Genomic DNA, 12,196 nt, shown 5'->3' with positions numbered 1-12,196 from the left:
CAGTGCTTATCGAGTGCGTTTAACCGCTACATGAGCCAGTGTAACGAGTGCTTCTTTATACTCTGACTCAGGCAGTACAGACAGCTCCGCGATTGCCTTGTCGGCTTCGTCGAGGGCTTTTTGAGTCGTGTACTCTAAAGAACCTGCTTCTTTCATGACAGCGAGGATATCGTCAAGACGATCCATTCCGTTTGCTTTCTCGATCGCTTCACGGATCATCTGAGCATTTTCAGGTGTCGTGTTTCTCATCGCATGAAGTAGAGGAAGGGTAGGTTTACCTTCTGCTAAATCATCGCCAACATTTTTACCCATGTCTTCGCCATCTGATGTGTAGTCCATGACATCGTCAATCAGTTGGAATGCGGTACCTAAGTACTTACCGTAATTCTGTAATGCGATTTCAACGTGCTCAGGGGCATCATTCAGGATGGCACCAATTTGTGTCGCAGACTCAAACAGGCGTGCCGTCTTAGAGTAGATGACCTGCATGTAGCTTTCTTCTGTCGTGTCAGGATCGTTACAGTTCATTAATTGCTGAACTTCACCTTCGGCGATCACGTTTACGGCGTTACTCATTAACTGAAGGATCTTCATGGATCCTAGCTCAGTCATCATCTGGAATGAGCGAGTATAGATAAAATCCCCAACTAGCACGCTTGCTGCGTTGCCAAAGGCAGCATTTGCGGTCGCTTTACCACGGCGCATATCTGACTCGTCTACCACATCATCGTGCAACAGCGTTGCTGTATGGATGAACTCAATAAACGCAGCTGCCATGGTATGACCGCTGCCTTGATAACCAAGTGCACGGGCCGACAAAATCGCCAATAGCGGTCTTAGGCGTTTGCCTCCACCACTGACGATATAGAAACCGAGCTGATTGATTAAAGAGACATCAGAATTTAGTTGGGCTTGAATTGTTTCATTCACTTTTGCCATGTCATTGGCAGTAAGCGCTTGGATAGTTTTAAAATCCATTGTATATCCGGCTGAAGTTAGACCCTGCAAGGCTTATTCGATTTATATAATTGTCGAATAATACACTAAAAAACGTTGATTAATACATTACTAAAGGGCATGATTGCCGCACTTTTCTTTGGCGATTAGCTTTTCGCCAATTTTTTCAAAATATGGCTTGTCATAGGGACATCTCTTCTGTAGAATCTGCGCCCTATTGATGATTAGTTTAGCGCACACCCTCACGAAAGGCTGTGCGGAAAAAGCGGAGTAAAATATGTACGCTGTTTTCCAATCTGGTGGTAAACAACACCGTGTAAGCGAAGGTCAAACTCTTCGTTTAGAGAAATTAGACGTTGAAACTGGTGCAACTGTAGAATTTGATAAAGTTCTTCTTGTTGCTAACGGCGAAGACATCAAAGTTGGTGCTCCTCTTGTAGAGGGCGGCAAAATTGTTGCTGAAGTTGTACAACACGGTCGTGGCGATAAAGTTAAAATCGTTAAGTTCCGTCGTCGTAAGCACTCTCGTAAGCAACAGGGTCACCGTCAGTGGTTCACTGAAGTGAAGATCACTGGTATCAACGCTTAATCTATTAGGAGAGTTTAACAATGGCACACAAAAAAGCTGGTGGTTCTACTCGTAACGGCCGCGATTCAGAAAGCAAACGTCTAGGTGTTAAGCGTTTCGGTGGTGAATCTGTACTTGCAGGTAACATCATCGTTCGTCAACGTGGTACTAAGTTCCACGCTGGTAACAACGTAGGTATCGGTAAAGACCACACTCTATTCGCTCTTACTGAAGGTAAAGTGAAGTTCGAAGTGAAAGGTCCTAAGAACCGTAAGTTTGTTAGCATCGAAGCTGAGTAATTAGTTTTTAACTTAATTACTTAATAGCTTTAAGCTGAATTCAAAAGCCCTGCCGAATCGGCGGGGTTTTTTATTTGTAGGCAGTCGACATATCGAAACTTCTCGGTAGATCCAAAGCGATTCGAATCTGGGAGTTTAGATCTGTCATCTGCTAAAATTGTCGGATGACAAAGTAGATTTAATCCACGCACGAAGTAGTCGGAGTAAAAGATGAAGTTCGTAGATGAAGCTGTAGTAAAAGTTCAGGCAGGCGACGGCGGTAGCGGCGTTGTTAGTTTCTGGCGTGAAAAATTCATCACTAAAGGTGGTCCTGATGGCGGTGATGGTGGTGACGGCGGCGATGTATATATCCAAGCTGACGAAAACCTAAACACCCTAATCGATTACCGTTTCCAACGCTTTTACGAAGCAGAGCGTGGAGAAAATGGCCGCGGTGGTAACTGTACTGGTAAGCGTGGTAAAGATATTGTGATGCGTGTTCCGGTTGGTACTCGTGCAGTTGATATCCACACTAACGAAATCGTTGCAGAAGTTGCTGAACACGGCAAAAAAGTAATGGTAGCTAAAGGTGGTTGGCACGGTCTGGGCAACACGCGCTTTAAATCTTCTGTAAACCGCGCTCCTCGTCAGAGAACGTTGGGTACTAAAGGTGAAGTTCGTGAAATTCGTCTAGAGCTATTACTGCTTGCTGACGTTGGTATGCTTGGCTTGCCAAACGCCGGTAAATCAACCTTTATTCGTGCTGTATCTGCTGCAAAACCAAAAGTGGCGGATTACCCATTTACGACGCTTATCCCAAGCTTAGGCGTGGTTAGTGTTGTACCTGAGAAAAGCTTTGTAGTTGCGGATATCCCTGGTCTGATTGAAGGCGCTGCGGATGGTGCAGGTTTAGGTATTCGATTCCTGAAACATCTAGAACGTTGCCGCGTTTTACTGCACATGATCGATATCATGCCGATTGATCAGTCTGATCCAGTGCAAAACGCACTAACGATCATTGATGAGTTGGAACAGTACAGTGAAAAGCTAGCTGATAAGCCTCGTTGGTTAGTGTTCAACAAAGTTGATCTAATGCCGGAAGAAGAAGCGAATGAAAAGATCCAAGAGATCTTGGATGCGCTAGGTTGGGAAGACGAGTACTTTAAGATCTCGGCAATCAACCGTTCTGGTACGAAAGAACTTTGTTACAAGCTGGCAGACTTTATGGAAAACCTACCTCGTGAAGAGGAAGAAGTTGCTGAAGAAGATAAAGTTAATTTCATGTGGGATGACTACCATAAAGACGCAATGGCTGGTAAAGACGTTGTTACTGAAGATGACGACGACGATTGGGATGACTGGGACGATGAAGAAGATGACGGTCACGTTGTCTACGTTCGTGACTAATTTTATCATCCGGTAATAATTACCAAGAAAATTTAATCAAGCCGCAATGCCTATTGCGGCTTTTTTTGTATCTAATCATATTTAGATGATGTGATTTACGGCACAATAATACTCATGCCAGTAATGTGTGATCATAAAATTGCGTAGGAAACATCGTTTAAAGCAAGGAAGAATGTGCGGTATTTAGTGGTTCTAATTCTAATATTCTCACGCGACTATAGGCGATTTGGTCCAGCAAGAATGATTTATTAATTTCTGGAACTAGTATCATTAATTATGCAGACCCTAAAAGGACTTAGATGTATCTATGGCATTAGAAACTATACCTACCACAAAGGTATCGGTATCAAATCAAAGGGCGATTTCTCGTCTTGTTGCTCAAGCCGGACAGATGTTGCTTGCTCATGGTGCTGAAAGTACCTTAGTGAGCGATATCATGCGCCGCATTGGCCTTGCTTGTGGTGTTCATGAAGTCGCGGTAGCACTCTCTGCAAATGCACTTGTCGTAACCACGCTGATGGATGGGCATTGTATTACCACAACACGAAGTTGCGCCGATCGTGGTATCAATATGCGAGTTATCACGCAAATTCAGCGTATTTGTATCATGATGGAACGAGGGTTGCTCGATTCAACCATGGCGCAGAAAAAGCTTAATCATATCAGTCCTGAGCGCTATAACCGATGGCTGGTGGTCTTTATGATCGGACTATCATGTGCGGCATTCAGTCATTTAGCGGGAGGGGATATAAGCATATTTTTCATGACTTTCTTAGCCTCTGCAGTCGGCATGATTGTTCGTCAGGAAATTGGCCACCGTCATTTCAATCCTTTACTCAATTTTGCCGCTACGGCATTTGTGACGACCTTAATTTCTGCGCAGGCGGAAATTTATCAGATTGGTAACTTGCCTACGGTCGCGATGGCATCGTCAGTGTTGATGCTAGTGCCGGGCTTCCCATTGATTAACTCAGTAGCCGACATGCTCAAAGGTCATATCAATATGGGGATTGCCCGCTTTGTCATGGCGAGTTTATTAACGCTTGCGACCTGTTTAGGCATAGTGGCAGCGATGAGTGTGACCGGGATTTGGGGATGGAGCATCAGATGAGTACTGTCGATTTGCTGGTTGGATTATTAAACGACATGTTTTTTGCCGCTATTCCGGCAGTGGGCTTTGCATTGGTCTTCAATGTGCCGCATAAAGCATTAATCTATTGTGCGGTAGGCGGCGCGATTGGTCATGGTAGTCGTTATTTAATGATGCAGTTCGGGATTCCTATTGAGTGGGCAACCTTCTTCGCTGCGACCTTAGTTGGGATGATTGGTGTGTATTGGTCTCGTCGCTTTTTGGCCCACCCGAAAGTATTCACCGTTGCTGCTCTGATCCCTATGGTTCCCGGCGTGTTTGCCTACAAAGCCATGATTGCGATGGTAGAGATAAACCATTTAGGTTACTCACCTGAGCTACTTGCGACGTGCATGGAAAATTTTCTTAAGGCCATGTTTATTATTGCAGGTTTAGCCATTGGCCTTGCTGTTCCGGGGCTGTTATTCTATCGCCGCAGACCGATAGTATAAGGACCCGACATGATCATTAGTATGATTGCCGCGATGGCAGACAATCGTATCATTGGTAAAGATAATCAAATGCCATGGCACTTGCCGGCTGACTTCGTATGGTTTAAGCGTTGCACCATGGGTAAGCCCGTCGTCATGGGACGCAAAACGTATGAGTCTATCGGACGTCCGTTGCCTGGTCGTCTTAATATCGTTATCAGTCGTGATGAATCTCTAAGTATCGAAGGGGTGACGACAGTGACGTCCATTGATCAAGCATTAGAGGTTGCGGGTGATGTGGAAGAAGTGATGATCATTGGTGGTGGAGCTATTTACTCAGCCTGTCTACCACTCGCAACGAAGTTGTATGTGACACATATTGAGGCAGCTATCGAAGGTGATACGCAGTTCCCTGATTGGGGGAATGAGTTTAAAGAAACTTATTCTGAAGCGTATCAAGCGGATGAGAAAAACGCCTACAACATGCGCTTTACGATTCTGGAAAAATAATGGTTATAAAAAAGCACCGCGAATGCGGTGCTTTTTGTTTGTCGTGTAGGTTTATGTTAAGAGAATGAATCGCTTAACTTAATGCCTGTTGGGTAAAAATTTGTTTATCTTCCCAACGGATCATCGTTAGTTCTCCACCCCAAACACAGCCAGTATCCAGACCAATCACTTCTTCATCGATATGGCCTTGTAATGCCGCCCAATGTCCGAATAGGACAGTCTTGCCTAGCTCCACTCTCTGTGGAAGATCAAACCAAGGAATTAACTCTTCATCTGTCACTTGTTGTGGCGGAAGTTTGCAATCCATGTCCAGGCGTCCATCTGGAAAGCAAAAGCGCATACGCGTAAATGCATTGATGGTATAGCGATAGCGATCTAACCCTGTCAGAGAATCATCCCAGTAATCTGGTTTGTTACTGTACATATTGTGCAGTAGCCACGATAAGTGATCGCTTTGCAGGATGTTTTCTACTTCGCGGGCACATTGGCGGGCTGTTGCCAAATTCCACTGTGGTGAAATTCCGGCATGGCACATAACGAAGTCATCATGCTCCGCAAGAAGCGGTTGCTTAGAGAGCCATTGCAATAACTTTTTACAGTCTGGGGCCGAAAAGATTGGGGCGGTTCTGTCTTTATCTTTCAATTTCTTAACGCCATGAGCGACGGCAAGTAAATGCAGGTCGTGATTGCCAAGTACCACTTTGGCACTGTCACCCAATGATTTAACAAAACGTAAGGTTTCTAACGACTTAGGTCCTCTGGCGACGAGATCACCCGCTAGCCAGAGTTGATCATTCTTGGGAGAGAAAGATACTTGTTCTAATAGACGCTGCAGTTCTTCAAAGCAGCCTTGGATATCACCAACAATATAGGTAGCCACTGACTCTCCAATCTTATTAATTTAAAACATTCGGAATGGCAAGACGGAACGGTTCTATTTCAGCGATGAACTCCTGACCATGTTCATCTAGCATTTTATAGTGTCCCTGCATAACACCGACGGGTGTTTCTAGCGCAGTCCCACTGCTGTAGGTGTATTCATCGTTACTTGGAATAAACGGTTGCTGGCCAACCACACCATCGCCTTCAACGGTCATCTGTTTGCCATTAGAGTCGGTGATCAACCAACGACGGCTAATCAATTGCACAGTTTGCTGGCTCAGGTTTTTAATCGTGATGGTGTAGGCAAAAACGTAGCGTTGTAGCTCGGGATTAGACTGTTCTTCGATGTATTTGGTGTGAACTTGAATTTTAATGCAGGGTTGAATGACGTCCATGTACACTCCTTGGAAAAATTAGCAATAAGCCAAACCGACAGGGTTTGGCTTATTGTTTGGTTTACTTAGTGCTGTGGGTTATCCGCCAGCCAGTTCGCCATCGCGACGAATTGCTCTAGCGTCAGGTTCTCTGGACGCATACTTGGGTTGATTCCCAACTCTTCCAGCACTTCTGTACTCAACAGTGATTTGTAGCAGTTACGCACGGTCTTACGGCGTTGGTTAAAGCCTTCACGACATACGCGATCCAGTAAACGTAAGTCTTTAGCTGGACATGGTAGTACTTCGTAAGGAACCAGACGAACGACGGCTGAGTCTACTTTCGGTGGCGGTACGAATGCTGTTGGTGGCACTTCCAGTACTGGCACCACTTTACAGTAGTACTGAGCCATGACCGTCAGACGGCCGTAAGCTTTGCTGCCTGGACCTGCTGCCAAACGGTTAACCACTTCTTTTTGAAGCATAAAGTGCATGTCTTGAATGTCTTTATGGAATTCAAAAAGATGAAACATCAACGGGGTAGAGATGTTGTACGGCAAGTTACCGAAGATACGTAGCTTGTTGTTCGGTTTTACGAGCTGTGTGAAGTCGAAACGCATCGCATCGCCTTCATGAATCGTTAACTTGTCCGCCAGCTCTGGGTGGTTACGTAAACGCTCTGCCAGATCTCGGTCAAGTTCGATAACGGTGAACTTGTCGACTTCGCGACCTACTGGTTCAGTAATAGCGCCCAGACCTGGACCGATTTCAACCAGATTCTGGCCTGGTCTTGGGTTAATCGCTGATACGATACCATCAATAATGTATGGATCGTTCAGGAAGTTTTGACCAAAACGTTTACGCGCTTTGTGTCCTAAATGGACATCATTTCTCATTGTTTCTTCTCTACCAATTCTATCGCATGCGTGAGCGCTGTTCGGAAACTCCCTGTATCCGCCTGACCTGTCCCTGCCAGATCTAATGCAGTACCGTGATCCACCGATGTTCTAATAAAAGGTAGACCAAGCGTAATGTTTACTGAACGACCAAAGCCTTTGTATTTTAAAACTGGCAATACTTGATCGTGGTACATGCCTAAAACAGCATCAGCATCGTTTAAATATTTGTCATTGAAAATGGTATCTGCCGGCAATGGGCCGATCAGATTAAACCCTTTTTCTTGTCGAATCTTTTCCAGTGTCGGAGTGATGGTTTCGATCTCTTCACGACCTAAACAACCATCTTCTCCCGCATGTGGGTTAAGCCCGCAAACATAGATGTTTGGTTGCTTGATGGCAAATTTTTCAACGAGGTCTTTATGAAGAATATCGATGATTTTCTCTAATCGCTCTTCAGTGACGGCTTTTGACACATACGCCAAAGGAATATGTGTGGTTACCAGCGCAACACGCAGTCCTTCCGTCGCCAGCATCATCACAACTAACGGCGTATTAGACTTCTCGGCAAAGAATTCAGTATGTCCACTGAATGCAACGCCAGAGCGATTGATCACCCCCTTATGAACAGGGCCGGTGACAATAGCATCAAATTCGTCATTCATACAGCCTAAAGCGGCTCTTTCTAGCGTTTTTAATACATAGTGGCCATTCGCTTCATTGAGCTGGCCAGCAACCGCGCTTTCTGATATTTCAACATGATCAACGATAAGCGTGCCGGCTTTCTGTGCTTGTGGCGCTTCTTCTGGATTATAATCAGAGAGTTGGACATCGATACCAAGTAATTTGGCTCGTTCCATTAACATGTTCTTATCTGCGCAGACGACGATTTGGTGTGCCCAGTCTTCTTTTGAGAGAGCAAGCACCAGGTCAGGGCCGATACCCGCAGGTTCCCCTGCGGTCACGACAATTCTGCGGACTAAATTAGTTGTCATTGCTGTCATCCACGATTTCAACAAACGCACTTGCACGCAGTTCCTGCATCCATGCGCCTGCTTCTTCATTAAACTTACGGTTGAAGAGAATGCGGTAAGCTTTATTCTTCAATGCAGAGTCAGTACGGTCAACCTGACGGCGATCCAGCACTTCTACGATATGCCAGCCGTGAACGGTTTTGAATGGTTCACTGATCGAACCCACTGGTAGTGTTTCTACCTGATGTTTAAATTCAGGTACGTAAAGGTCCGGAGTTTGGTAACCAAGTTCACCGTTCTGAGCAGCAGAGCCTGGGTCTTGGCTGTATTGAGACGCTAACTGAGCAAACGTTGCTTCACCTGCTTTAATGCGGCGAGCATATTCATTTAATTGTTTTTTAGCACCGTCATCACTCAGGATAACCGTTGGTTTGATCAGGATGTGGCGTGCGTTAACTTCCGTTACTGCAACAGTTTCCAGACCTTTTACATCGTCAATTTTCAGGATATGGAAACCAACACCACTACGGAATGGACCGATGATGCTGCCTTTGTTCTGCATATTGATTTGGTCGGCAAAGATGGTTGGCATTTCCTCTTTGCGCATCCAGCCCCAGTCACCACCTTGCAAGGCTTTTGGCCCTTTAGAGTAGGTGTAAGCCATTTCAGTGAAATCAGCGCCGTCATTGAGTTTTTTGGCCAGCGCTTTTGCTTCTGCTTCTACTGCCGACTTTTCTTGATCATCAGAGAAGCGCAGCTGGATATGGCTGATTTTGTATTGAACCGTGGCGTTGGTTTCTTGTGATAACTGTTCTGAAAGGCTGTCTACTTCCGCAGGCAGAATGTTTACACGACGACGCACAAGCGCGTTACGTGCTTCTGACGCTGCAATTTCCTTACGGATTTGCTCGCGGAATTCTGTGTAACTTAGCCCTTCGCTTGCAATCGATGCCGTTAGTTGCTCCACACTTTGATTGTTGTTGCGTGCAATTTCTGCAATTGCCTGGTTAAGGCGGCTATCGTCGATACGAACGCCGATACGATCCGCTTCCTGGCCTTGAAGCGTATCAAGAATCAGTTTTTCTACTACTTGATCATGCAGAACCTGGGCAGAAGGTAGGCTTTTACCACTTTGGCGAGCATTGGCTTGTAGCGTTTTTAGTGCTGTGTCGATATCACTTTGTAGAATGACACCGTCATTAACGATAACAGCAACCTTATCAAGCTCTACTGGTGCTGCAACGGCTCCGCAAGAGAGTAGGGTCGTAAATAAGATTGATTTCCAAATTTTCATTTAAAATTCCGTCAGTATTTTTAATTAGTGTCTTATTTACTCTAAGACGCTTAATTCGATTAATTGTTCAGATAGAATGGGCGACCATATTTGATTGTGTTATCTGAGCCTTCCAATTCTTTGGCAGCAGTGCCGTTGGTTTGGTTGGTGGCAAACCCTTGAATACCGACGCTAACACTGAAGTTGCTTTCGTATTCTGCTGATGCCCCTGAGCCGCCGATAATCTGGTCTTCCCAGCCTAACAGTTGGTTAGAGTAGGTTAAACCGATATACCAACAATCAGATTGATAGCGTAAGCCTGCTAGCCATTCTAAGTCGTTATTTTCATTTAGGTCATAGTAGTACTGACCACTGGCGGACCAGTTCTGGTTGAATTCGTAAGCGGCAACAATACCTGCCTGAGAAATACCTTTACGAGTAATGGTGTCCAGGTTTTCGAGAATGATCGTATCTTCAATATATTCACGAGTGACATAACGGTAGTTACTTTGAATAAAGCCACCGTCGAACTGGTACTCTAACGTGCTGTTCGCAAGTTGCATTGAGCCTAGGTCGATGTCGTACTGAATACCGCCATGATAGAACACGGAATCGTTGTAGTTGAAATCAGCTTCAATCGCCCAAGACGAATAGTTTGTTGTTTCATCTGGATCGGTTGGGTTGTTGCTCAGCTTGGTCTTTTTATCAAAGTAGTAGATTTGACCAAATGAAATATTGAGACGTTCTTTATAATCGTCATCAAAGAAACGTGTGCTCGCACCGTAGCTTAGCTGGTTTGCGGATGCGATCTTATCAATACTACTGTACTTACGGCTACGGAATAGACCGTAGTAATCGGTTTGCAGCAACGTTGTATCGTAGTTGTAGATATTGGTTTGATCTTCTTTCGGTACGTACAAGTACTGGACCTGCGGTTCCAGAGTTTGGGTGTAACCTTCGACCCAGCTGGTATCACGTTCAAGGTAAATCTGCGCATTACTACGGAACTCTGGAATCACACGAGACACTTTTTCATCCAGCTGAAGCTCTAGATCAGAGTCTGTAAGACCATTTAAGTCTTGTGAGTAGTAAGTCGCAAGTACGCGTGCTTCTGTGGTCCAGGCCGACCAAGAGTTTGACAGTGGGATAGTAAAGCCTGGCTCGATATGAAAGCGAGTTGCATCAGGTTTTGCGTTATCACTGGTGTCAAAGCGGCTAAGTTGGCTTTTAACATCAAAGTTCAGGTAATTTCCCCACACTGGCGTGTAGTAGTTTAACGCTAACTGAGGCATCAAACGGTAAGGTTTGTTTTCTTCTTGCAACAAGACCTGGAAGTCACGAACCGTTAATGAGGCGTCCCAGAAATCTGAACGGTACTGGACTTCTCCTTCCTGCATCAGTTGACCGTCTTCACGGTTACCGATATCAGAGTCGAGATCCAGGAAGTAATCGATATCGCTCACTTCTGAGTAATCGATATCGACAACCCAATGCTTGTCGATAATGCCTTCATGCTTAAACTGGTAGCCCCAGCGCGTTTCATCGGCATACTTTCTGTCTGAATTTAGGTATTCGCCTTTGATTTCACCTTCTCCCCAACCATCGGTTAGATAGCGGAAGTCAGTGTCGAATTTGGTACCACGTTGCTGCATGTAGAGCGTGGTCAGGGTCATATCGTATTGAGGTGCAATGTTCCAGTAGAATGGCACTTCTACTTCCATACCATCGCTAGAACCGTACGATAGAGAAGGGAATAGCAGACCCGATTTACGTGTATTACCAATTGGCATTGTCAGGTAAGGGACGTAGAAGATTGGAACATCTAACACTTCAAAACGAGGGTGGTGCAGTGTTGCCGTCTCTTCATCCTGGTCGACATCGATACCCGACGCAACCAGACGCCAAGAGTTATCCCCCTGAGGGCAGGAGGTGATAGAACCGTCTTCCAGTTCATAAATCGACTGGCCAGTACGCGCAATATAAGCCGCTGTTCCTCGGCCTTGTTGGCAAATGAAGTGGTAGTCTGTGTTCTCGAGAGAGAAAGTGTCTTGATCAATATCGCTGGTGACGCGATCCGATCGGGCTTCGACCTGACCGTCATTGAAGGTGACATTACCTTCAGCAACCACGACGTTGTCTTGTTGGTGCAGCGTTACGCTATCTGCGGTGATTTTCTTTTGACCTTGCGTGACTTGGACGTTACCAGAGTACTGTGCTTTATCGCCACTAATGGCTTGCAGTCTGTCAGCTTCGACTACTACGGGTGCATTTAAAGCGTCCTGCTCACCACTCGTTTCGACCAAACATTGATCTGTGGTGGGCATTTCCTGCACACTATCATGGATATTCGCGTCAGCTTGAGTGGTAGGTACAAACAAGGCGGTGCTGATAGAGGCCGCTAAAAATGTGCGGGAAAAATGTTGCATTGAATCGAACTTTCCTGTGTCACTGTTATACCAATCGTAGTAAATAACTACTCACTTACTTACGGTAATTGATATTACTCGATGGCTATAG

At 45.4% G+C, this 12,196-nt stretch carries 13 protein-coding genes; 6 read left to right on the top strand and 7 right to left on the bottom strand.

Annotation, left to right across the window (positions count from 1 at the left end; translation table 11 throughout):
* Window positions 1–6: 6 nt before the first annotated feature.
* Window positions 7–978, bottom strand: a complete 972-nt coding sequence (gene ispB, locus V1U08_RS11405; protein ID WP_014230710.1) for an octaprenyl diphosphate synthase — start codon at window positions 976–978, stop codon at window positions 7–9.
* 256 nt (window positions 979–1,234) lie between these two features.
* Here ispB and rplU point away from each other — a divergent pair, with 256 nt between their 5' ends.
* The 6 genes from rplU to folA all read left to right on the top strand — a co-directional run bounded on the left by rplU (window position 1,235) and on the right by folA (window position 5,280).
* On the top strand, window positions 1,235–1,546 hold the full coding sequence (rplU, locus tag V1U08_RS11400; protein ID WP_005383096.1) for a 50S ribosomal protein L21: 312 nt from the start codon (window positions 1,235–1,237) through the stop codon (window positions 1,544–1,546).
* Between the two features lie 20 nt (window positions 1,547–1,566).
* A complete protein-coding gene (gene rpmA, locus V1U08_RS11395) occupies window positions 1,567–1,824 on the top strand; it encodes a 50S ribosomal protein L27 (protein ID WP_005383095.1) in 258 nt (85 codons plus the stop codon).
* 210 nt (window positions 1,825–2,034) lie between these two features.
* A complete protein-coding gene (gene cgtA / locus V1U08_RS11390; protein ID WP_020335833.1) occupies window positions 2,035–3,210 on the top strand; it encodes an Obg family GTPase CgtA in 1,176 nt (391 codons plus the stop codon).
* Window positions 3,211–3,517: 307 nt separating this feature from the next.
* Entirely contained in the window at window positions 3,518–4,321 is an 804-nt protein-coding gene (locus V1U08_RS11385) for a threonine/serine exporter family protein (protein WP_065296297.1), read from the top strand.
* A complete protein-coding gene (locus V1U08_RS11380; RefSeq protein ID WP_014230713.1) occupies window positions 4,318–4,791 on the top strand; it encodes a threonine/serine exporter family protein in 474 nt (157 codons plus the stop codon). The genes V1U08_RS11385 and V1U08_RS11380 overlap by 4 nt, the downstream gene beginning before the upstream one ends.
* Before the next feature lie 9 nt (window positions 4,792–4,800).
* Window positions 4,801–5,280 carry a type 3 dihydrofolate reductase gene (gene folA / locus V1U08_RS11375; RefSeq protein ID WP_014230714.1) on the top strand — a complete coding sequence of 160 codons (480 nt, stop codon included), beginning with the start codon at window positions 4,801–4,803 and terminating at the stop codon, window positions 5,278–5,280.
* A gap of 73 nt (window positions 5,281–5,353) precedes the next feature.
* Here the strand turns inward: folA and apaH are convergent, their stop codons facing one another.
* The 6 genes from apaH to lptD form a co-directional block, all read right to left on the bottom strand.
* Complete coding sequence (gene apaH / locus V1U08_RS11370; RefSeq protein WP_014230715.1) at window positions 5,354–6,160, bottom strand: bis(5'-nucleosyl)-tetraphosphatase (symmetrical) ApaH; 807 nt, start codon at window positions 6,158–6,160, stop codon at window positions 5,354–5,356.
* A 16-nt stretch (window positions 6,161–6,176) separates the two neighbouring features.
* A complete protein-coding gene (gene apaG, locus V1U08_RS11365) occupies window positions 6,177–6,557 on the bottom strand; it encodes a Co2+/Mg2+ efflux protein ApaG (RefSeq protein ID WP_014230716.1) in 381 nt (126 codons plus the stop codon).
* Between the two features lie 65 nt (window positions 6,558–6,622).
* The gene (rsmA, locus tag V1U08_RS11360) at window positions 6,623–7,432 is read right to left on the bottom strand and encodes a 16S rRNA (adenine(1518)-N(6)/adenine(1519)-N(6))-dimethyltransferase RsmA (RefSeq protein ID WP_014230717.1); all 810 of its coding nucleotides are present in this window, start codon (window positions 7,430–7,432) and stop codon (window positions 6,623–6,625) included.
* Window positions 7,429–8,427 carry a 4-hydroxythreonine-4-phosphate dehydrogenase PdxA gene (gene pdxA, locus V1U08_RS11355; protein ID WP_065299089.1) on the bottom strand — a complete coding sequence of 333 codons (999 nt, stop codon included), beginning with the start codon at window positions 8,425–8,427 and terminating at the stop codon, window positions 7,429–7,431. Before pdxA ends, rsmA begins: the two co-directional genes overlap by 4 nt.
* Window positions 8,417–9,700, bottom strand: coding sequence for a peptidylprolyl isomerase SurA (gene surA, locus V1U08_RS11350; protein ID WP_014230719.1), 1,284 nt, complete (start codon window positions 9,698–9,700; stop codon window positions 8,417–8,419). The genes pdxA and surA overlap by 11 nt, the downstream gene beginning before the upstream one ends.
* 59 nt (window positions 9,701–9,759) lie before the next feature.
* Complete coding sequence (lptD, locus tag V1U08_RS11345) at window positions 9,760–12,105, bottom strand: LPS assembly protein LptD (protein ID WP_330470618.1); 2,346 nt, start codon at window positions 12,103–12,105, stop codon at window positions 9,760–9,762.
* Window positions 12,106–12,196 lie beyond the last annotated feature (91 nt).

The organism is Vibrio sp. YYF0003, from assembly GCF_036350715.1.
GTDB lineage: Bacteria > Pseudomonadota > Gammaproteobacteria > Enterobacterales > Vibrionaceae > Vibrio > Vibrio natriegens.
This window is presented reverse-complemented; position numbering and strand designations above follow the sequence as displayed.

Bases quoted from the DNA above. Each gene is read 5' to 3' on its own strand.
- ispB (WP_014230710.1), bottom strand. From the start codon at position 978: ATGGATTTTAAAACTATCCAAGCGCTTACTGCCAATGACATGGCAAAA.
- rplU (WP_005383096.1), top strand. From the start codon at position 1,235: ATGTACGCTGTTTTCCAATCTGGTGGTAAACAACACCGTGTAAGCGAA.
- rpmA (WP_005383095.1), top strand. From the start codon at position 1,567: ATGGCACACAAAAAAGCTGGTGGTTCTACTCGTAACGGCCGCGATTCA.
- cgtA (WP_020335833.1), top strand. From the start codon at position 2,035: ATGAAGTTCGTAGATGAAGCTGTAGTAAAAGTTCAGGCAGGCGACGGC.
- V1U08_RS11385 (WP_065296297.1), top strand. From the start codon at position 3,518: ATGGCATTAGAAACTATACCTACCACAAAGGTATCGGTATCAAATCAA.
- V1U08_RS11380 (WP_014230713.1), top strand. From the start codon at position 4,318: ATGAGTACTGTCGATTTGCTGGTTGGATTATTAAACGACATGTTTTTT.
- folA (WP_014230714.1), top strand. From the start codon at position 4,801: ATGATCATTAGTATGATTGCCGCGATGGCAGACAATCGTATCATTGGT.
- apaG (WP_014230716.1), bottom strand. From the start codon at position 6,557: ATGGACGTCATTCAACCCTGCATTAAAATTCAAGTTCACACCAAATAC.
- rsmA (WP_014230717.1), bottom strand. From the start codon at position 7,432: ATGAGAAATGATGTCCATTTAGGACACAAAGCGCGTAAACGTTTTGGT.
- pdxA (WP_065299089.1), bottom strand. From the start codon at position 8,427: ATGACAACTAATTTAGTCCGCAGAATTGTCGTGACCGCAGGGGAACCT.
- surA (WP_014230719.1), bottom strand. From the start codon at position 9,700: ATGAAAATTTGGAAATCAATCTTATTTACGACCCTACTCTCTTGCGGA.
- lptD (WP_330470618.1), bottom strand. From the start codon at position 12,105: ATGCAACATTTTTCCCGCACATTTTTAGCGGCCTCTATCAGCACCGCC.